This is a genomic window from Dehalobacter sp. 12DCB1 (genome assembly GCF_004343605.1).
Lineage (GTDB): Bacteria > Bacillota > Desulfitobacteriia > Desulfitobacteriales > Syntrophobotulaceae > Dehalobacter.
The window spans coordinates 390,143-410,744 of sequence record NZ_POSF01000002.1 but is presented as its reverse complement, the minus strand read 5'-3'; the positions used below and the strand labels follow the sequence as shown (position 1 = coordinate 410,744).

The 20,602-nt window shown below is 45.9% G+C and carries 14 protein-coding genes and 1 riboswitch; of the genes, 1 reads left to right on the top strand and 13 read right to left on the bottom strand.

Annotated elements, in window-relative coordinates; all coding sequences use genetic code 11:
• Positions 1 to 49: 49 nt before the first annotated feature.
• Positions 50 to 289 carry a DUF2922 domain-containing protein gene (locus C1I38_RS02475; protein WP_019226593.1) on the top strand — a complete coding sequence of 80 codons (240 nt, stop codon included), beginning with the start codon at positions 50 to 52 and terminating at the stop codon, positions 287 to 289.
• 335 nt (positions 290 to 624) lie between these two features.
• Here C1I38_RS02475 and C1I38_RS02470 read toward each other — a convergent pair whose 3' ends face one another.
• The 13 genes from C1I38_RS02470 to C1I38_RS02410 all read right to left on the bottom strand — a co-directional run bounded on the left by C1I38_RS02470 (position 625) and on the right by C1I38_RS02410 (position 20,503).
• Entirely contained in the window at positions 625 to 1,869 is a 1,245-nt protein-coding gene (locus C1I38_RS02470) for an IS256 family transposase (RefSeq protein WP_132102062.1), read from the bottom strand.
• Positions 1,870 to 2,041: 172 nt separating this feature from the next.
• Complete coding sequence (locus tag C1I38_RS02465; RefSeq protein WP_132102060.1) at positions 2,042 to 3,304, bottom strand: DUF5667 domain-containing protein; 1,263 nt, start codon at positions 3,302 to 3,304, stop codon at positions 2,042 to 2,044.
• A gap of 13 nt (positions 3,305 to 3,317) precedes the next feature.
• Positions 3,318 to 3,402: riboswitch (cyclic di-GMP riboswitch) on the bottom strand.
• Positions 3,403 to 3,589: 187 nt separating this feature from the next.
• Entirely contained in the window at positions 3,590 to 5,296 is a 1,707-nt protein-coding gene (locus C1I38_RS02460) for a cell wall-binding repeat-containing protein (protein ID WP_132102058.1), read from the bottom strand.
• Between the two features lie 23 nt (positions 5,297 to 5,319).
• Entirely contained in the window at positions 5,320 to 6,540 is a 1,221-nt protein-coding gene (locus C1I38_RS02455) for an ABC transporter permease (RefSeq protein WP_132102056.1), read from the bottom strand.
• A complete protein-coding gene (locus C1I38_RS02450) occupies positions 6,540 to 7,268 on the bottom strand; it encodes an ABC transporter ATP-binding protein (protein ID WP_132102054.1) in 729 nt (242 codons plus the stop codon). The genes C1I38_RS02455 and C1I38_RS02450 overlap by 1 nt, the downstream gene beginning before the upstream one ends.
• A 30-nt stretch (positions 7,269 to 7,298) precedes the next feature.
• Positions 7,299 to 9,041, bottom strand: a complete 1,743-nt coding sequence (locus C1I38_RS02445) for an HlyD family efflux transporter periplasmic adaptor subunit (protein ID WP_132102052.1) — start codon at positions 9,039 to 9,041, stop codon at positions 7,299 to 7,301.
• Between the two features lie 98 nt (positions 9,042 to 9,139).
• On the bottom strand, positions 9,140 to 10,549 hold the full coding sequence (locus tag C1I38_RS02440; protein ID WP_132102050.1) for an ATP-binding protein: 1,410 nt from the start codon (positions 10,547 to 10,549) through the stop codon (positions 9,140 to 9,142).
• Positions 10,546 to 11,232, bottom strand: a complete 687-nt coding sequence (locus C1I38_RS02435; protein WP_132102047.1) for a response regulator transcription factor — start codon at positions 11,230 to 11,232, stop codon at positions 10,546 to 10,548. Before C1I38_RS02435 ends, C1I38_RS02440 begins: the two co-directional genes overlap by 4 nt.
• A gap of 171 nt (positions 11,233 to 11,403) precedes the next feature.
• Positions 11,404 to 11,889 carry a TolC family protein gene (locus C1I38_RS02430; RefSeq protein ID WP_165904962.1) on the bottom strand — a complete coding sequence of 162 codons (486 nt, stop codon included), beginning with the start codon at positions 11,887 to 11,889 and terminating at the stop codon, positions 11,404 to 11,406.
• A 15-nt stretch (positions 11,890 to 11,904) separates the two neighbouring features.
• Positions 11,905 to 12,105, bottom strand: coding sequence for a hypothetical protein (locus C1I38_RS02425; RefSeq protein ID WP_132102043.1), 201 nt, complete (start codon positions 12,103 to 12,105; stop codon positions 11,905 to 11,907).
• A 253-nt stretch (positions 12,106 to 12,358) separates the two neighbouring features.
• On the bottom strand, positions 12,359 to 13,615 hold the full coding sequence (locus C1I38_RS02420) for a TolC family protein (protein WP_132102041.1): 1,257 nt from the start codon (positions 13,613 to 13,615) through the stop codon (positions 12,359 to 12,361).
• A 256-nt stretch (positions 13,616 to 13,871) separates the two neighbouring features.
• The gene (locus C1I38_RS02415; RefSeq protein WP_132102039.1) at positions 13,872 to 17,213 is read right to left on the bottom strand and encodes a cell wall-binding repeat-containing protein; all 3,342 of its coding nucleotides are present in this window, start codon (positions 17,211 to 17,213) and stop codon (positions 13,872 to 13,874) included.
• Positions 17,214 to 17,743: 530 nt separating this feature from the next.
• Positions 17,744 to 20,503 (bottom strand): S8 family serine peptidase, encoded by a 2,760-nt coding sequence (locus C1I38_RS02410; RefSeq protein ID WP_132102037.1) that lies wholly within the window; start codon positions 20,501 to 20,503, stop codon positions 17,744 to 17,746.
• Positions 20,504 to 20,602 lie beyond the last annotated feature (99 nt).

Here is a 20,602-nt window from a genome sequence, read left to right as displayed (position 1 = left end):
ACGAAGCGTAAAGCGGAGGGCAATTTCAGGCGTCAAGGAGGTGATTCAATTGGCTGTGACCACCAACCGAACAGCAAGATTAACTTTCGCGACCACCGGAGGGAACACGTTTTCCCTAACGGTTCCCCAACCGCGAGAGGATATTCTGCTGACTGAAGCCATGGACGTTATGAACGCGCTTATAGCAGGCGGGATATTCCTCACGGCAAATGGTGCCCTTACAGGGGTAAAGGATATAAAGGTCATTGAAACCACGACCAATGACCTTTATGATCCTCCACAAGTGTAAGCGGGCAGTACTGTCCTAAAAGATGTAAACCACAAAAACAGACAGCCCGGGTGTATCCCGAACTCTGTGTAAACTCTAAAATTGATGTAAAATAAGGCGAATATTTTATGGGAGCAATAGCTTAAATGGCTGTCGCTCCTTTTGTCTGCATTATACAAGAATTTTCAGGGTTGTCAATTTGACCCCAAATAAGACTTGATATGGGGGTGGCGGATGCTACCCTTAAGTACGGGATGGGGCTTACCCCAAAGAAATACATCATTTGAGCCCCATCCCGTGACCCATTGAAGCAGCCGACGTAGGGTCCCATGTCAAGTCTGCCCCAGAGCGAATTCTTAGCTAAATCGTTCCAGCCGGTCTTCAAAATAAATCTGTAACTGGGAATGAATTAGCCCCCAATCCTGCCGCCGACCGGTCCATTTTTTGGTTATATCCACCATAGCCAGGTAAAGCATTTTAAGCAAGCTGTCATCAGTTGGGAAGACGGATTTACTTTTGGTAACCTTACGGAGTTGACGGTTAAATCCTTCAATGGCATTTGTGGTATAAATCAGCTTTCTGACTTCCTGGGGATATTTAAAATAAGTGGATAAATTGGCCCAGTGCGTTTTCCACGATATCGCTATTTTCGGATATTTGTTTCCCCATTTCTCGTCAAATGAATCCAGCTCATAAAGTGCTGTTTGTTCATCGATGGCCGCGTAGATATTCTTCAGATCAGCCATAAGCGCTTTGATGTCTTTGTAAGAAACAAACTTTGTTGTATTCCGAATCTGGTGAATGATACACTGCTGGATTTCTGTCTTTGGGAATGCGGCCTCAATGGCGCTGGTGAAGCCTGTGAGACCGTCTACACATGCAATGAGGATATCTTCGACGCCACGGTTTTTAATCCCATTCATCACGGAGAGCCAGAATTTTGCACTTTCATTCTCACCGATCCACATGCCCAGAACATCTTTCACGCCGTCCATTTGGATGCCAATGGCGATATACACAGCTTTCTTAACAATCTGGCCTTCGCTGCGCACATGGAAGTGAATTGCGTCCATGAATACGACCGCATAAATACTTTCCAGAGGACGGCTTTGCCATTCTTTGACTACAGGCAAGATTTTATCGGTGACGCGGCTTACTGTGCTGTCCGATACTTCAATGCCATATATTTCACGAATATGGGACTCAATATCCCCCGTGGTCATCCCTTTGGCATACATGGATAGAATCTTTTCTTCGATATCCCCGGAGAGTGTTGTCTGTTGCTTTTTGATGATCTGCGGTTCGAATTCGCCTTTGCGATCACGGGGAATGGAAATATCCATGTCGCCCAGGCTGGTCTTTACGGTTTTCTCGCTATAACCATTCCGGCTGTTGTCTGTTTCTTTATTCCGGTAGTCATATTTGCTATAGCCCAATTCATCTTCCATTTCTGCTTCCAGGCCATTTTCCAGGACGGTACTGACCATTTCTTTGAATAGGTCCTGTACTCCTGAAACATTGTTGATTCCTGCTTCTTGCAGCATCTCCAGTAACTTTTTCCGTTGTTCTCTTCTCTCGGGACTAATTCTCCTCTTTACCATTAATAAAAAACCTCCATGTGATGCTCTTATCTTACATCACTCTGGAGGTTTACACAAAATCCGAAACGGTCTCGACAGCCCTGGCACTTTATCTGCCTGATAGCTGTCTGTTTCTTCTAAGGAGGTATTTAATGTGATTTGAATGAGTCTCAGTTATCGAAAATATAAAATCCTATCTTTTTCCTTGCCCTTTACCGTTATGTCCGTTATTTGAAGAGGTATTTATGACCGTGTTCTGAACGGTCTGTGCATCGACTGTTGTTTCATCCGAAGTAGACTGTTCATCGGCTGTGGCATTCTGATCGTCTGCAACATCCTGTTCGTCCCCTGCTTCCAGGCTCTCTTCCTCGCCACTTACGACCTGATCTTTATTGGCTTTCTTGTAGTCCTTCATGTTCTGGGCTTGCTCTTTCAAGACGTCTTTGGTTTCTTTCATCGTCTCAACTTTGATTTTCTGAACATCTTTTCTGAGATCCTGCATGTCATTTTTATATGCTTGAGCCTGTGTTACTTTTTCCAGAGCGGCTGCGATGGCAGCCTCATCACCTGAAGCACGGGCCTGTCCCAATTCCGCCTTGGCTGCTGCAAATTCCTGCACAGCTTCAGCATAGGCTACTTTCGCAGCCACATAAGCTTTCATGGCAATGGTATTCTGGACTTCGGCTTGGATAATATTCTGCATAATTTCAGCCTGTTCTTCTGTCAGACCGCCGGTGATTTTAAGGACGATCTTGTCGGCATCACTTTGGACAAGTTCAATGCTGGCAAGTAGATTGCTGATGACGGTATTTTCTTCTGTGTCAACTGTTGCCGTTTCATCCGTGGCTGTCTCATCAGTAGTTGTTTCTTCGATGGAAGCTGCAGTGGTTTCTTCGGCAGTGGTAGTATCTGTACCCGTAGTATCCGTTCCGTCAGCTGCTTCGGTATCTTCAATGATCTGTTGTACCTGGAAGTTGGCTTTCTTTATCGTATCCGAGTACGCTTTCAGAGCCTGTTCCATCAAATCCAACTGGTTTTGTTCGGACATGATTTCCGCTTCGGCGAGCCGTTCATTGGCAAACTCAACGAGCAGTTCCGCTTTTCCTTCATCAGAGAAAGTCACAGCAACCTGAACACTTTCAATCATCTGTTCGATTGAATAGAGCCAGCTGTCCGGCGTTACACCGGCTTCATCTTCAACAGCTGCCTCATTCGTCGGATCTGTTGCCGTGGAATCCGTTACGCTAGGGTCAGTTGGCGTAGTATCCACTGTGGTTGAATCTGTGGCGGTTGGATCTACAGCAGTGGGATCTACGGTCGTGTCGGGAGTACTTGCTAAGATTTCCCCAGTGACTGTGCTTTCGCCGGTTGTTGTTTCAGCAAAAACACAAGAAGGTGCGACCGCAATAATTAAAAGGACACAGAGAATCGAAACCAGAATCTTTTTATGGATCATTCTATCTACCCCTTTCGGTAACCCGGCTGTCATAACCTTTCGGCCTTAGACCCGTGGCTTTGCGTCTCTGTCTTTCGACAGATTTGCCATTATCGTTTTGGCTGAGGTCATTATAGTATAGATACTTTAGAAGTTCAATTGTTTTGGGTCCTTTTTCAGACCAATGGGGTATAAAAATGAGACTTTAGTCTCATAAAAAGCATGGAAGCTTTTAGAAACAAAGAAGTGCCCTTACGGACACTTCTGTAAATGCTTGACATTGGTGGATTAACAAGACGAATTTATTTACAAAGTCATGAGATCTTCAATCTGTTTCTCCAGGCTCGTACTGATTGACGAACTGTTGCCGACGATACTGGCTCTGGCGATATAGCCGCGGTTGTAGGTTAAGAAATACTGCAGGGATGACGGTAGATAGTTCTGCGGAACGGCTACGATGATTGCGTCATTTTTAGCGGCGAGGGCGGCTGCCAGAAGGGCATCGGCTTTTGGTTTCCCGGAAGTCACGTCTTTGGAAGAAGCAAGGGCAGAACAAAAATAGATTTGGGACTGATCCGTGAAAAGGCTCCTCAAAATCGCCCATTCAGTAGCATAGCGGTCAGTACCTCCCAGCCGTTCGACGACATAGTTCTTGTTCAGCGCAGATTCTACAGAAGAGCCGATGACACTTTCTCCGCCGAGAAGGATAACTTTAGATGGATTAAGGCTCAAAAGCTGTGCTTGGGTCACAGCCGGAATTTTATCTTTGTCCGTAAGCAAAATCGGACAACCTTTAGCTGCGGCAAAGGTACTTGCTGCCAAGGCATCCGGTTCACCCTGACCATAGGCTAAATAGATTGTATTGGCAGAACCTATCCACGAAGCAATATTAACGGAAGTTTCATAGCGGTTCGACCCGCTGATCCGGCTGACTGTATAGCCCGCAGTTTGAAGCGCTGTTTCAATGTTCTGGGATATTGCACTGTATCCGCCGATTATGATAACTTTTGTTGCACCTAAAGCGGATATCTGCGACGATATTCTGCTATCCAACTGTGATGACGGATTCATCAGGATTGGTGCATCATATTTTTTGGATAATGGTACCGAAGCTAAGGCATCCGCCAGACTATCATCGCGCGTGACAATTACGGTGGAGGCGGATGACCATCCTGCTTCGGCAACGCTGATCGATAAGTCCTGATTGTTACTAGCAGAGCCCCCGATTCGTACATCCTGAGAATAAGAAGCTCCTGCCACGAGAGTTCCGATTTCATATCCGTTGAACAAAAACTTAATTGTTCCTTCTTTACTAGGTGTTACATAAACAGAGTAAGTCCCATCTAAGGCTGTTGTACAGCTTATTGTATTGTCTATCCCTGCATCGCTGCCGTCCAGGGTGATCGTTTTTTTTGCAAGCAATTTTCCATTATTGTCTTTCAATGTTCCGGTAATTAAAGATTTTTTATATTTTAGCGCATCACCGGTTATTGTGATAACGGGTTTGGATACGGTCAATACCCCCACAGCGCAATACCCGCTACTGTCATAAAGATAGAGATAATAGATACCGGTTGTATCGAACGTTACATTGTTAAGCGTATAATTCCCACTGCTTCCGGAAGCGGAATAATATCCGATGTTATTACCGCTTGTATCGGTACTATAAGCTGTGATATTTCCGGAAAAACTTCCCCCGTTGAGATTATACAGATATAGTTTTATGTTTGTGGTCTCACCGATAAGTATATTACTGTCACTGGATGTCTGGAAAGCTAAACCGCCTAATTCCGTACCGGTAATCACAGCAAAAGCCTGTATGTTTCCAGAGAAAGTCAGGGTCAGAATTATAAAAAGAACAGTCACGCTCTGAATTATTGCTTTCCTTTTACTTCTCTTACTTTTGCTTCGTAACCTGACATCTCCCATCCCTGAATTTCCTGCTTCGGTATTACCTTTCCTCACCCATCCAGGACTTAAGTTCGGTCTTCTCCTATTCTTTATATCCATCATGTCTATTAATTGCTCCTCTCTGCTTATTCATACCTTAGCGCATCAATCGGATTAAGGGATGAAGCCTTTTTTGCCGGAAAGACACCGAAGACGATCCCGATCAAAGCTGAGAAGGTGAAGGCCAAGATAACGGAAAACATGGACACCTTGGTCGTCATACCGACAACCTTGGATACGCCAAGTGAACCTCCCCAGCCCAGTAATATCCCGATGATTCCTCCCATGACACTCAATATGACCGCTTCTATCAGAAATTGCAGAAGAATATCCGTTTCCTGCGCCCCGATTGCTTTCCGGATCCCAATCTCCCGTGTCCGCTCCGTTACGGAAACAAGCATGATATTCATGATGCCGATTCCGCCGACGATCAAGGAAATCGCCGCGATCCCTCCGAGAAGCATGGACAGCGTCTGGGTAACTGATTGCATGGTCTCCAATACTGTTGCCTGATTGGTAGTGGAAAAATCATCCTCATCACTCGCGCTGAGTTTATGTGCAGAGCGCAGCAGCGTTGTAATCTCACTTTGCGCTTTGGTCATCACATCCGGGGAAGCCGCCTGAACAAAAATCTGCCGGATAGACTCACTTCCGATCAGCCGAAGCTGTGCTATCGTAATCGGCATCAAGATCATATCGTCGCTATTGGAAAAACCTGAGGAACCTTCACTGGCTGTGACTCCAATGACCTGAAACGGAATGTTGTTGATCTTGACGGTCTTGCCAATAATACTGTAATCCAGCGTCCCCAGTAGGCCTTCCACGACTGTCGGGCCGAGAACCACAACGCGTTTATACTGGTTCATCTCCTGCTCGGTAAAAAATCTGCCCGCACTTAATGATGTGTTCCGTACATCAAGATAGGTAACTGTCGTACCGTATATATTTGTCTGGGTATTGCCGCTTGCATAGATTACCTGCGCGTTCGTCGAGGCTACCGGGGCAACAGCTTTAATGTAGGTTCCCTTTTCCGCTAACAAAGTGGCATCGCTCATTTTGAGTGTCGCTGCGCTGCCCATTCCTCCCCGGACTCCGCCGGAATTGGACTGACCTGCCGTTATCGTCAACAGATTGGATCCTAATCCTTCAATTTTGGATGTAACAGATGCCGAAGCACCGCTGCCGATTGCAATCATGGCAATCACGGCACCAACCCCAATAATGATACCCAGCATGGTCAGTATGGATCGAACTTTATTGACCCGGATCGCCCTGATGGCGATACGGATGCTTTCTAAGATGTTCATCAGCCGATCTCCTCCTGCGTATCGATTCGGGATGGGGATGCTTTCCGCGGATTGGCTACAGCCTCATCCTTTTCAATCCTTCCATCCTTGAACCGGACGATCCTGCGGGTATACGCCGCAATATCCGGCTCATGTGTCACAATCACGATCGTATTTCCTTTTACATGCAGTTCCTGAAAAATCGCCATAACTTCCTCGCTGGAACGGCTGTCCAAATTACCCGTCGGCTCATCAGCAAGGATGACGGATGGATTCGTTACCAACGCCCGGGCGATCGCCACCCGCTGCTGCTGTCCGCCGGAGAGTTCCTGGGGCTTATGATGGATCCGGTCCCCAAGACCGACTGACTTCAACGCTTCGATCGAACGGTCTTTCCGTTCTTCTTTGCCGACTCCCGCATAAATCAGGGGCAATTCGACGTTTTCCAAAGCGCTCGTTCGCGCCAGCAGGTTGAAGCCCTGAAAGACAAACCCCAGTTTTCGATTCCGGATCGTCGCCAGCTCTCTTTTTGAGGCATGGGAAACGTCGATCCCGTCGAGGTAATATTCCCCTTCTGTCGGCGTATCCAAACATCCCAGCATATTCATCGTCGTCGATTTGCCGGAGCCGGACGGACCCATGATGGCCACAAATTCCCCTTGGGAAATCGTCAGCTCGATACCGCGTAGAGCTGCCACTTGAACATCACCCGTCTGATAGATTTTTTTTATTCCTTTAAGCGTAATCAATGCCCGTAAACCTTCCTCTCCGCATGCTTCTTATTGTCCTGGGCCTCCGGACGGCGGTCCGCCATTACCTCCTCCGGTAAGGCTGCCTAACCCGCCCATACCTTGCGAACGGTAACTCTTGCTTGAACTTGAACTGCTTGAGGAAGTACTGCTTGTTGACGTCGCAGTGACAGTACGGATGATCACGGTCTGGCCTTCGGTTAAGCCGCTCTTGACTTCGACGTTTGTCCCGTCGTCCAAGCCGATCGTGATTTGCACAAATTTATAGTTGCCACTCGTTCCAGCGGATTTATTTCCAGTACTGCTACCGGTAGTATTTGAAGGCATACTCGGCCGGTTGCTGCTTGTGTTATTCCCATTTCCGGGTCCTGACGGCATCTGACTGCTTCCCTGCGCCGCATTTTGGCTTCCTGAAGAAGCATTATTCTGTAAACCGGAAGTCGTATTCTTGGATGTTCCTTGCGAAGACGCCTGGTCAGTCGGAACCAACACACCGGTTACCCCATTCCGGGTAATAACGGCCTCACTGGGAATAGTCAGAACATCCTTAGCTTCATCGGTCACGATCGAAACATTCACACTCATCTGATCCCGCAGGATATCCGACAGTTTATCCACCTTAATGGTGATGCCATAGGTCACGACGTTTTGATTGTTAGTCCCGGCGAGAGAAACGGTTTCAACCGTGCCGTCAATAACGGTATTGGCATCGGTATCCAGAGTCAGACTTGCCTTTTGTCCGACTTTGAGCTCGGTGATCTCGGTTTGATCGACCGAGGCCGACACCTTAAAATTTTGGGGATTGGAGACGAGTATCATTACGGTGCTTTGGCTGTTGACTGTCTGATACGGATCGACCGAGCAGGAAACGATCGTCCCATCTTCCGGTGCTTTCAAGATGGCATCGTCCAAATTCTGTTGAGTCGTCATCAGATCTGTCTGACTTTTTGTCAGTGCCGCTTTAGTCGAAAGATAATCGCTGCCGGCACCTTTCTCATAGTCACTTACGGCTTCTTTAGCTGCCTCATATTGATCCTTGGCAACTTCCAGGTCTTTGGCCGCTCCGCCGTTTTTCTTATTTAGAGCATCCGCAAGCGCCAGCTGGGCCTGACTAAGTGCTGCCTGAAGCTGGTATGTATCGGTTTCCCCGAAGCCCTGCGCTTCTGCCAGCTTTTGACTGGCTTCTTTTACATTTAGCTCTGCTAAATAGTATTGGTTTTCTAGATAGTTTGGATCTGCTTTTTGTTGTGCCATCAATAAGTTGCTTTCTGCTGAAACGAGACTCGATTTGAGTTTTCTCCCCAAATCACCGAGCGTTTGACTATAGTTGGCCTGAGCCGAAGCATAATTTTCCTGAGCCTCTTTCAGTTGTTGCTCTAATGTAGTCGTATCCAGACTGGCTAATGGGTCACCCTTTTTCACCACATCTCCGGTCTTTACATAAATTTCCTGTATGGTGCCGCTGACTTCGAATGAAAGCGGCATCGATTGGAAAAATTCAGCCGTTCCGGTCGCGGTGACCATCTGTTGTACGGTTCCCTTTGTTACTGTCGCTGTCTTAATCGTTATATTGGCAGCTGCGGTCGTGTTGGATTTGAATATAAAAACCTTTGCGGCGATCATGGCGACAATGACGACCCCGATGATAATCCATGTTCTCTTCCTGATCTTTTTCAGCCGGTCGATGCTGAACCGCTTTCCCTCTTTATCCGGTTTGGGATCCAGTTTCTGACGGTCTGCGTTTGCTTTGAGTGGCTTAAAATTCAATTGCATTTTTCCGGTCTCCTTTTTTGCCAATTCAACACAGTGCCTTGTCTAATCATGACACTGCCATTATAACAATCCGGGGAACCGGAGATTTTAAGAAGATGTCAAGAATTGATGTTATTTTTGACGCGAAGCCATACCGTAAAGCAGCATCCTTCACTTAAACGGCTGCTGACTGTCAGATCTCCACCATGAGCACGGATAAATTCCCGGGCGATAGCGAGACCAAGTCCCGTTCCGCCGGAATTCCGGTCGCGTGCCGTATCCACCCGGTAAAAGCGGTCAAAGACCCTGGAAAGGTCAGTTTCCGGGATACCTTCACCACTGTCGGTGATCCCAATAGACAACCTCTTCTCTTCAGTATCGTTTTTATCCCGGAACTCTAATTTAAAATTAATCCGCAGAAAACCGCCTTCCCTGCTATGGCGTATTGCGTTGTCGATTAAGTTTACAAAAACCTGCGTCAGGCGATCCGGATCTCCGTACACCGGCAATGACTCCCCGGTGATTTCGATCCTAAGATTTTTTTCTTCAAGCGCTATCGCAAAATGATCCAGAATCCGTAAAATCATGTTTCGGATATCGATTTCCTGAATATAGAGTGGCAGTTTACCTGCTTCGGCCAACGTCAGCTGCTGGAGGTCACGCACGAGTCTGGTCATACGAATGACCTCATCCTGAATCGGCAAGATGGTTTCCGGTGATGCAGCCGCAACGCCTTCCTGGATGGACTCCAGTTTCCCGGAAATTACGGTCAGGGGCGTCCGGAGTTCATGGGCGATATCCGCAACCATATTGCTTCTTATTTCTTCATATTGGGCAAGCTTGACTGTCATCTCATTAAAGGCTTCCGTCAACGCTTTGATGTCTCCCCCACCCTTTTCTTCGGGGTTAATTCGTATGGACAGCTGTCCCTGGCCCACACTGGTTACTGCCTGGGTCAACTGCTTTAAGGGTTCTGTCATCCGACGGGTCAAAATTATTCCTAACAGGAGCGCGACAAGCAACGTAACGAACATACTGATCAGCATGGCCCTCATGATCGAGCTGACCAGAGTACGTGAGAAAAAATCACTGCGGGTCAAAAAATTATCTTCCAAAAAGAAATACCCTATTGTTTGACTATTGACTTGTAACGGTACTAGTTTGCTCCTTATTTCTGCACCGTTGGGTATGTCCGCAATCGATTTGCCGATTTCCGGTTCCGCACCCGCTGTAGCTTTGTATGCCGTATCAAAAATCCAGATCCGCAAGTTTCCCCGCGGCGGGCTGCCTTTGCTGTCCGGATCGTGCAACATGGTTTGTATTTGGGATTGGACGCCTTCCCAGGAGCCATTTTTCTCATAATAGGAAATCAAGGCGATCTCCCACTGGGTAGCTAAACCCTGTTGGATATAACTCACGGAACGGTCCAACAACTTGTTGAAAGAAAATAAGGAGATCCCTCCGGCGATAACCGCCATGAATACAACCATACCCACGAGAGCCAGAATAAATTTGCGCCGCAGTGTCACTTTTCATCCCCCATCCGGTAGCCGATCCCAAATACAGTTTGAATATAACTGGGCTCACTTATGGTATCTTCGATCTTTTTCCGCAAATTGAAAATATGTGTGTCCACAGAACGTTCATAATAAAGATATTCCTCTCCCATCGCCTGATTTAGCAGCTGCAGGCGGCTGTAAGGAACCCCTGGATGCGACGCCAGCAAGCAAAGGATCTTGAATTCGGTTGGAGTCAAAATGACCTCGGCATTACGCTTCCAGATTCGATGCGCTTTCATATCGATCTTTAAATCGCGGTGGGTGATGATCAGGGATGCATCCTGACCTGGCGACACACGGCGCAGTACAGTTTTAATACGTGCCACCAGCTCCCTGAGGCCAAATGGTTTTACGATATAATCGTCCGCTCCATATTCCAGACCGAGAACCCGGTCGGTCTCTTCGGCTTTTGCCGTCAGCATAATAATAGGGATTGAACTTTCATGCCTTATTTCCTTGCACAGCTCCAGCCCATTCATTTCCGGAAGCATCCAATCCAGGATGATCAGATCTGGACTTTCTGTCGCGATCAACTTTCTGGCAGCGATCCCGTCAAACCCTATCACTGTCCGATAATCTTCACTTTTAAGATAATTTTCAATCACGCTGACAATCGCGGGTTCATCGTCGACTATCAGGATCTTAGGTCCCACGATCGCAGCACCGTCCTTCAGTACATAACATTTCTTTAACTATACTGCATATTTCTGATAAATGCCTGACATCACCTGTCAAGATTTTATAAAGATTTAAAATAAAACCAAAAGGCAGCCGTCATGAGCTGCCCCGTCGATTCAATATGCCGTTATAACCAAATTCATAAATCATTGTTTATAGCCTTTTTTCATCCAGTTATAGGTTGTATACGACTGCAAAAGATCCCGCTCGGCCGCTTTGACTTCATCCTGTTGGGCAAGATAAGTATAACGCTCGGAGTCCAGTGCCATTTTTGAAATCATTCCGAGCTTATATTTTAAGGTCATCACATTATAATTTTCTTCTTCGTTAGTCAGCTTATCCTGTTGTAAGGAAAGGGCATCCCGTTTCGCCCGAATATCTTGATATGCATTTTGGAAAGCCAGCGTAAGGCTGCGTTTCGCATCCTCATACTGGGTTGAATCATCCGAAACTAACCGGACATCAAAGCTCTGGGTGAGAGCTGTCGTCAAATCACCGTCATAGTTAATGCTGTCCAGAACGGAAGCTTCGACCGGTGTGACTTGGGCAAGGGTAAGATCTGTATTGATGTCCTGTCCCATCAGGATATTCAATTGCTGTTTGCTGACAGACGGTTCTATCGATTTCATCATTTGTCCCATCCACTGTTACTTCATCCGTAGCATTCTGGTCATCCGCTGCAGCATTCTGATCGTCTGCAACCGTTCTGTCGTCATTTCTCCCTGCTCATTCCCTGCTTCCAGGCCATCTTCGCGACCACCTACGACTCGTCCCTTATTGGCCTTCTTGTATTCCTTTGTGTTTTGGGTTTGCTCTTTGAAAACTTCCTTCGTTTCTTTGTTCGTCACTACATGTTTTCGGGTAAGCGTAAACTATGGCAGCGGATTGTCAGTAAATTGGTAGAATAAGAAAATATCCTAAAAATCTGAGCGTTACCAAAAGAGTCTAAGGGAGACACTCAGATATAAAGGGAATGTCTAAATGGAGCAGAGCCTGTAAGTCTTAAGCGCGAACCAACGTATGGTTGAATGACTACATAGGCTTTAATCGCAAACTTCATTAGCCTTTAAGTATTAAATATAATAACAATAACAAGCTCAACTATTGCTTGTAACCCTTTTTAAGCCAATTATAAGTAGTATATGATTGCAGTAGATCTCGTTCAGCTGACTTAACCTCGTCCTGTTGTACTAAATAGGTAAAACGTTCAGTTTCTAAACTCAGCCTGGATATCATCCCCAATTGGTATTTTAATAAAAACAGCTCATATTTCTGCTTCTCATTTTTCAATTTATCCTGCATTAACGAAAGATTATCTCGTTTATCCTGAATATCCTGGTATGCATTTTCAAATGCAAGTGTGAAGTTCCGTTTTGCTTCATTTTGTTGATCTGAATCATCTGAAGCTAGTCGAACATCAATACTTTGTACAAGAGCATTTTCAAGGTCTCTATCATAATTGATACTATCTAGTGTTGATTCTTTGACGATTATAGGCTCTTCTAAAGTAAGCGTCGTATTAATATCCTGCCCCAGCATTATATTGAGCTGGCGTTTTGTCATTGTTAACTGATTATTATATGTTTTAGTAACATTTTTTAGCTCTTTTATTTGTGTCTCCAGTTCTGCGATTTGTGATTTAGAGATCATTCCTAGTGATTGCTGTAATTTCATTACGTCTAAATTAGATTGTAGCATAGCCAGGTTATTCGAGTATTTTTCCTCATTTTTTAATATGGTAAAGTAACTCAGATAAGCATTTTCAGCCATCACAATTATCCTATCAATGTTTTGTTCAAGCTGTAAAGTTGATTTCCAAAATTGACTTCTCTGTATATTTATTGAGTTCACGCTGGCATTTAATGATGTAAGCTGGCTTATTGAATTCTGTACCAATATATAGTTCTGGTAATCAACAAGACGACTAATATCAGCTGCCTCATTACCCGCCCCTGTAGCTAAAGGTGCAGCAATAGCAGAGGAACCGATCACTGTCCAAGTTCCTGCATTATCATACAAATATGCATTTTCTGCAGGATAATAGACAATATAACGATTTGCTTCTACAACAGTGTAAATGTTACCAACCTTATTTATTGTAGCCCCCAGTGAACCGTTTAACACTGAAAGCTGTGTTAACATTTGAGACTGTAAGTTTTTCAACTGTGTATCATCAATTTGATCCCTGGCGTCTTTAAGATTCTTTTTCAAAACACTTATTGTTGGACTATGGGTATTCATGGTCTCTTCTAATTTATTAAACTCCAATACCTGAATAAAGTGACCAGTATCTGCAAACGCCATTTGTGGTGATACTAGTATAATCCCAATAATAATTGTAATTATAAACCTTTTCATCAAATTTCCTCCGGTATTTGATTAAATATAATGTAGTTATGTTATGTAATACATCTTCATAAATTCTAATCATACGATACTCCTGTTGCTGATTTAAATTCAGGCATAATTTATTATATGTCTAACTTTTGTCAGGATCAACTATTAAGATTAATTTTTACCTGATTATTGCAAAAAAAGAGAGGGCCGTTCCCTAAACGAGGAACGGCTCTCTAAGATATTTACTAATAACCCTAATGGGTAGACTCAATGAAACTTAGTCAGCTACATTGATCGCTTCTACAGTAGTGACATCGGAAATCAATGCTTTATTTCCGGCTTCATCAATTGCAACAACGTAGATATCAAGGTCAACGCCAGCTAATGTAGCTACTAAAGTAGTTCCATCAGACAGGAAGTTTCCAGCAGCTGCAGTCAAATCTTGAGCCGCAACAGCTCCATTAGCCGCAGGCAGAATTGTAGCAAGTTTGCTGAGGTATAATTCTACATTGGCAACAGTAGTGTAATCAGCAACACTAGCAGGTGCAATATATACTTCATACTTCACAATTCTGTCTTTCAGTGTATTAGTTGGGGCAGTAATGGCAACGTTGATTTCTGCGAAGGTTTCATCATCTGATACTACGCCATCAGTAACTAGTACTGATCCACCTACAACATCAACGAATTTGTCAGTTACAGCAATATTATGGGTAGCAGCGACTGCATCAATTGCTAATGCGCCAGCAGATCTATCAACTACTGCACCAGCATCGATAACAAGTTCTACAGCACCTGCGGTCCAGTTCAGACCACCAAATACTTGTCCGGCAGCAAATGTCAATGTCGCAGTGTTTCCAAGATAAGCTACAGTATCCACGCCTGCATTAAATGTTTTGGATGTTGCATCGTTGTCATCAGTAAGTCTGATTTCATTCGTAGCAGCACCAAGGGTTACAATATTGACAGGCTCGCTGAAAGTAATTTCCAGTTTGTTATTAGCAGTTGCTTTTGCAGATACTACAGTTGGTTTCTTCGTATCAACAAGGTCAAGACCTGCATTCCAAGCTGACAAAGTTGTCGGTAATGTTGCATTACCGGCAATATCTTTGATACCTGTAATGAGTAAGTCAGCAACAGCTGCATCAGCAGTTACGCCAGCTGCTGGCAAGGTGATCGAGAATCTGTTGGTATCGCCCGCTGTACCAGAAGTATTGGTAATAACGGTACCTGCAGGCAGGGCGGAACCATTCAACACATAGTTGGCTGTATTGATGGCATCAGCAAGCTGAACATTTTCAGACCACGAGACATCAATGACATTCTTACCACTTACAACAGCTATGGCACTAACACCTTTAGAAGGTACAGGTTTAACAGCATCGGAAGCAGTAGCGGCAGTTACTTCAAAGGAAACAGAATCCATCTTGTTTAAGGCAGCATCCGTTACAGTCAATCCTGGTAACGTAATGGTGTAGGATTTGCCCGCCACTAATGCAGCTTCAAGAGACAATTTTACATATTTCGAAAGGGTTATTCCACCAGGTACCGCAGTCCAGTCGGACTTAGTAATGATTTCGGTTACAGGGGTGGATTTTGCACCAGATACATCAGTTGCAGTAGACTTATCGATAACAGTGATAGTCCCAGCAAAGTTGGGATCCGTTACTTCTTCGCTGAATGTAAGGTAAATTGTTGTATTATCGGAAGCATCGAGCACAGAAGACACAAGTGTCGGTTTAACAACATCTTTGGTCAAGGTAATAGAGGAAGAATATGCTTCCATCTTGTTTCCATTGACGTCTTCAATGTTTTTCAATGTTAAAACGGCAGTTGTCGTGCTGGCAGAACCATAGATAGTTCCACCCACAGTCAAGACCACGGTTTTGTTAGTTAAATCCATAGCATCTAAAGCCGGTGCCGTCGTAATATAAGCAGTAGCATCCCCTTGTTTGCTAAGAGAGATGTCCGAAACGGAGTTTACACCAAGCGTCAGCGCAGTGAAGTTCGTGTTGGAAATTTCTTTGTCAAATACAACCTTCAGTGTTCCTCCAGCTTGAGTTACGGATGCAACCTTAGGAGCAGCTGTATCGGATGTTACGGTGAAGGTTTGGGTCAATTGGGCTGCTGCATTGATTCCATCTGACAGACCAGATACTGTAAGCGTATTGGAGGAACCAGCTGCTAAGGTGGAAGCTGCTACTAAGTTGACTTTATTTTTGAAGACAGCATCAATTGTAGCAACAGCATTCACGCCATTGATCTTATAAGCGCCTGGTGTACCGAGGAAAACAGGCTCACTCAATGTCACCACAACATTCTTCGTTCCTGCAGTTCCTGCAGATGAGGTTACACTATCGATCGAAGGTGCAGTTACGTCGTTACCGGTTACTGTTTTGTAAGCGGGCGCAATGGCTTTATAATCAGTGTCCGTAATGCCCGTGATTTTGAGTTCAAACGATGTGTTGTTAGCAAGGAACGTAGTTCTTGCTTCTAAAGTTACAGTCTTACCATCAGTGGACAGTTTAGCAATTGAACCAACACCGCCAAACACAGCACTTGCAGCAAATGCAGTACCGTTTACGGTATAGTTCGCAACTGATTCAGCTGAAAGCTTAGTAACCGCTTTGTTAAATACAACTTGAACTTGAGAAGCATTAATAGCAGTTGCAGATACAACAGCTAAAGTAGTATTTGCATAGGAAACTTTTGCAACGACAGTATCAGGCACTGAACTTGTTCCACCTACAGCAATTACTTTGCTGGTTGAAAGCAGTTTGCCATTAACAACAGCCGCTGCAGCAACATCGTTGCTGCTGGAAAGTGCCACGAAAGAGCTATATTTAGCAGCCAGAGGTGCAACACTCAGAGCGTCTACGCAATTTACTCCATTAGCAACATAAACTCTTGCATAGTCAAAGTTAAGTGTGGAAGCAACAGCTGAGTTGGTAGCAAAACGGTCAGCACCGGAAATACGGGCTACACCAGTAATGTCATCAACTTTGGCAGTACCACCAATAATGTACTTGGTAGCGCCAACAAGACTTGCACTGGCAACGCTTCCATCCTGGTTAGCCAGAACGATAGCGAATTTGTTTTTAGCAGCATAGGATGCAACTGACAGAGCGTCAGCAATTGCATCATAGCCAACAACAAAAGTACCTGCAGGGCTGGTCAATTTAGCATTGACAGCAGCTGCAGTAGCCTGACGGCCATCACCTTTCAGGGTTTCAACGGTTACGCCTGTCATAGCATCTACTTCAGCGGCTACGTCAGCAGAAATAGCACCGACAACATAAACCTTGGTTGCTCCGAGAGCTGCAATTTTAGCTTTTACAGCAGCATCTAAGGAACCTTTGAAGGTTAAAAGGATCGGGGCATTCTCCTGGCCTGCTAAAGGTGCAGCAGCCAGAGCGTCAACGAGGTTAGCTTGATCGGCAGGAGCAAGTACAACTGATGTACCCCAAGTTCCTGCACTTGCGATATCGAGGGCGGTTCCAATACGGTCTGCACCGGAAAGTCTGGTGCTGTCAGCTGTAGCAGCAAACAACGCAGCAGGCATCAGGGTCAGAACCATAGCAATGATAGCTAAAACGGCTATCTTCTTCGTTCTACTCATTTAGTCAAATCTCCTCTCTTTCTTTAAAAAGGGTTTTTTTGTCTTCGGGCAAATTGATTCAATTTAGTATTTTTATTTCTGTTTTGAATCAGTTTCCCTTTACTCGAATGCGGAATCTCTTTCTTCACCCCCCTTAACAGTGTCGCAAAGATTATCCTTAGACATTGCGCAATATCTAAAGGCACCACCCAACCCGGGGGCGTCCCCCCTCTGAGCCTCGTTCCTCAGGGGCGGTTATCCCTTTAGACGTTCTATGGGTAAAGAGAAGCTTATGTAATGAGCTTCTCATACCTCCATATATTATTCTTTAAAGAACTCAATATTCCTGCATGAGAACACAACTTTTTTCACAGGAAACATTGGTATTCCTTAAGAAATTGACATAATCACCCAAATTAATCGCGCTATGTTATTCTACAATATTCGCGCAAAAATTTCCACTGTTTTTTTAGTTACATTCTGTTCACAGTCCCTCTATAAGACGGCTTTTGGGGCATTTACCTGACGCAGGGGACAAATTGCTTCTTATTTTACAGTAATCCGAGCTGCCGTATCTCCGTCAAGACACTACTCGGCAATGCTTTTGCCCCGCCGATCGCTATCACTGTTTTGCCTTTGTACGATGACAGCAAAACTTTTTGACCGGCAAACAGACCGCTTTGGGAAACGAGCAAAATATTGGATGAGCCTGTCGCTGCCAATATTCCTCCGGTCAGTGCATCGGGAAAATTCATTCCTGTAGCTATATATAGTACCTGTCCTGCAGTTTTATGTTCTTGGAGAACGCCTGCAGATGTTGCATAACGATCCGCACCGCCGATTCTAACCGGGGAAGGCAGTTCTGACAGTACATTTCCGGAGACTGCTCCGCTCCCGCCGATCACTTCCGTAGCGGTAATAGAACTTTTCTTCAGAGCAAGCAGGGTCTCGCTGTTTAAGATCCCGGAAGACGTCAACAAAATTGGTTTGCCCTCTACTGCTGCGAAAGAAGCCGCTGCTATCGCATCCGGAAAGTTGATCCCGCTGACCACGACTGCCTGCCCTTTTGTGCCAAGCATGTCGGCAACAGCCGCGGCAGTGTCATATCGGTTGTTTCCGGCCAGCCGCTTTACAGCGGCAATATTGGCGAGCTTTGCTTCGACGGCAGCTGAAACAGCCCCTGTGCCGCCGAGAATAATAATTTCATTTGGGTTCAAATCCTGAACTGCCTGATAAACTTCCTGTGGCAGCTCGTTAGAGTATGTCAGCAGGATCGGCGCATGGTACTTATAAGCGAGCGGTGCTCCGGCCAGCGCATCGGGAAAATCATCAGCCCGGGCAATCACGACGGTATCCGCGCCGGTAGGGAACGCCTCCCTCGCAATGGCCAGCGCAGTCGTGATCCTGTCCGATCCGGCGATCCGGTCGTTAGCCGGAGCTGGACTCCAGCCGACCTGGTAAGTCCCGGGCTCATAGATGGAGACTTCTACCTCTGCGGCGTTTGTTGAGAACCCGCCGCCAATTCTGATCCATCTCGATCCGCTCCATCGATATAAATAGGCAAGATAGCCTGATTCTGATCCGTATGCATATGAGGCAGGCCGCTCTGCTTTGACCGTCAGATTAAGGACTTTTTCAGGCAGTACTTCTCCCCAACTGATTGCAAACGCTTCACTGCCGGAAATGATCCCTTCAGGAAAACTGCCCGGAGATTTTGCTTCAGATATGGAAATATTAATCTTTTTTTCCGTTCCTGTACTGTCGACCTGCAACGCAAAGGCTCCGGTCGGGATGGTCAGTTCGACCGCGGGCTCCTCACCGGTGTTTCCAGCAGCTACGATGCCGCCTTCCCAGCCCAGAACGGCCGGGGCGGCATATCTCTGCAGAGTTCCAAATGTCTTTAGGGCACGATAGATATCCAGTCTGCCATAACCATAGTCATTATCCCGGCCTTCCTGCCCGAGATCATAGACGGATTCTATCAGGGCCTGCTTGATTTGATCGGCCGTCAATCCTGGATATTTGCTCCAGAGCAGGGCTGCGGCGCCCGTAACAAACGGTGCCGCGATCGAGGTTCCCGTCATATAGGCACAGCCCGTCTCTGTATTTGACCAGTAATCGGTAAGGATCCTTTTGCCCGGAGCGGAGAGCAGCACCTCCGGTCCCGTCAGGGAAAAATCCGTAATCACATCAGAGGAATCCAAAGCCGAGACAGCCAAAACGTTCGGATTCGCCGCAGGATAAGACACCTCGCTGGTTCCCGCAACAGTCTGGTGACTGTAGACCTTGGAAGTGCTTCCGGAAACATTACCCGAAGCTCCAATCAGCAGGCACCCTTTATCAGCTGCATACTGCAGCGCGTCGTCAAGGATTTTGGTTTCTTCATCGGAACCGAGGCTCATATTGATGATCTTGGCACCGTTATCGACGGCCCAGATAATACCGTCCGCGATGACGGCATCCTCTCCTTCGCCGTTTCTGTCCATGGCCTTAATTGGCATGATTTTGGCATTATAGGCGACTCCGATAATGCCTTTATTATTATTCCGGGCGGCGATCAGTCCGGCCACAGAAGTGCCGTGTCCGTTGTCGTCCTGTACAGCTAAGGTCGCGGTACTTCGCGTAATCGCGTTATACCCTTTCACAAGATTGCTGCCGTTTGCATCCGCCAGATCCGGATGATCGAGGTCTACACCGGTGTCAATCACGGCAATCACGACCCCTTGGCCGGTTACACCTTCTTGCCAGACCTGGTCGGCCCTTACTCTTTGCAGCCCCCACTGGTAACTATATTCGGGATCACTGACGGCTGTAGTGAAAACTTCCGTATCTACAGCGCCTTCCGTCTGATATTTTTTACTCCAGGAAGCACTTAGAACTCCCGGGACTTGAAGTGTTTTTTGCAGGATATCCGCTTTTTCATTTGTATCTTTGGTTCCTTCGAACTGCAGTGTGCAATAATCAAGCGGCCCGGTCCTCACCAGCTCGCCTCCGACAGCTTCAGCCAGTGTATCGAGATCGGTGTTCTGAGTTGTCTCAACCACCAAACGTACGGCTGCCGGATCATATTCTTCCGTTATAAACAGCTGCTCGCTGTTTCCGCTTGGCGTTTGCTCAGATTGGGCCGACAGTGTTGAAGAATCAGATATCTCTATAGCAGCTGTGGCCTCCCCCAGGCCGTCTGGCATGCCCTGAAATATCAGAATAAAACAAAGCAAAAGTGCTGAAAAACTTTTTACGTTTAGAAGGAAATTTATTTTCAATCGGATCGTTTTTTGTTTTAGCGGATTCCTGGTGCTTATAGGCAGCATTTTTTTGTCCTCACATTTTTGTGTTTTGTATTTGTTTTTAGATTTGTGTTTTTGTATGTTTTTCACAAATTCGGCAAGATCTTATATTTTCCTGCATTT

Bases quoted from the DNA above. Each gene is read 5' to 3' on its own strand.
- C1I38_RS02470 (WP_132102062.1), bottom strand. From the start codon at position 1,869: ATGGTAAAGAGGAGAATTAGTCCCGAGAGAAGAGAACAACGGAAAAAG.
- C1I38_RS02465 (WP_132102060.1), bottom strand. From the start codon at position 3,304: ATGATCCATAAAAAGATTCTGGTTTCGATTCTCTGTGTCCTTTTAATT.
- C1I38_RS02460 (WP_132102058.1), bottom strand. From the start codon at position 5,296: ATGATGGATATAAAGAATAGGAGAAGACCGAACTTAAGTCCTGGATGG.
- C1I38_RS02455 (WP_132102056.1), bottom strand. From the start codon at position 6,540: ATGAACATCTTAGAAAGCATCCGTATCGCCATCAGGGCGATCCGGGTC.
- C1I38_RS02445 (WP_132102052.1), bottom strand. From the start codon at position 9,041: ATGCAATTGAATTTTAAGCCACTCAAAGCAAACGCAGACCGTCAGAAA.
- C1I38_RS02430 (WP_165904962.1), bottom strand. From the start codon at position 11,889: ATGATGAAATCGATAGAACCGTCTGTCAGCAAACAGCAATTGAATATC.
- C1I38_RS02420 (WP_132102041.1), bottom strand. From the start codon at position 13,615: ATGAAAAGGTTTATAATTACAATTATTATTGGGATTATACTAGTATCA.
- C1I38_RS02415 (WP_132102039.1), bottom strand. From the start codon at position 17,213: ATGAGTAGAACGAAGAAGATAGCCGTTTTAGCTATCATTGCTATGGTT.
- C1I38_RS02410 (WP_132102037.1), bottom strand. From the start codon at position 20,503: ATGCTGCCTATAAGCACCAGGAATCCGCTAAAACAAAAAACGATCCGA.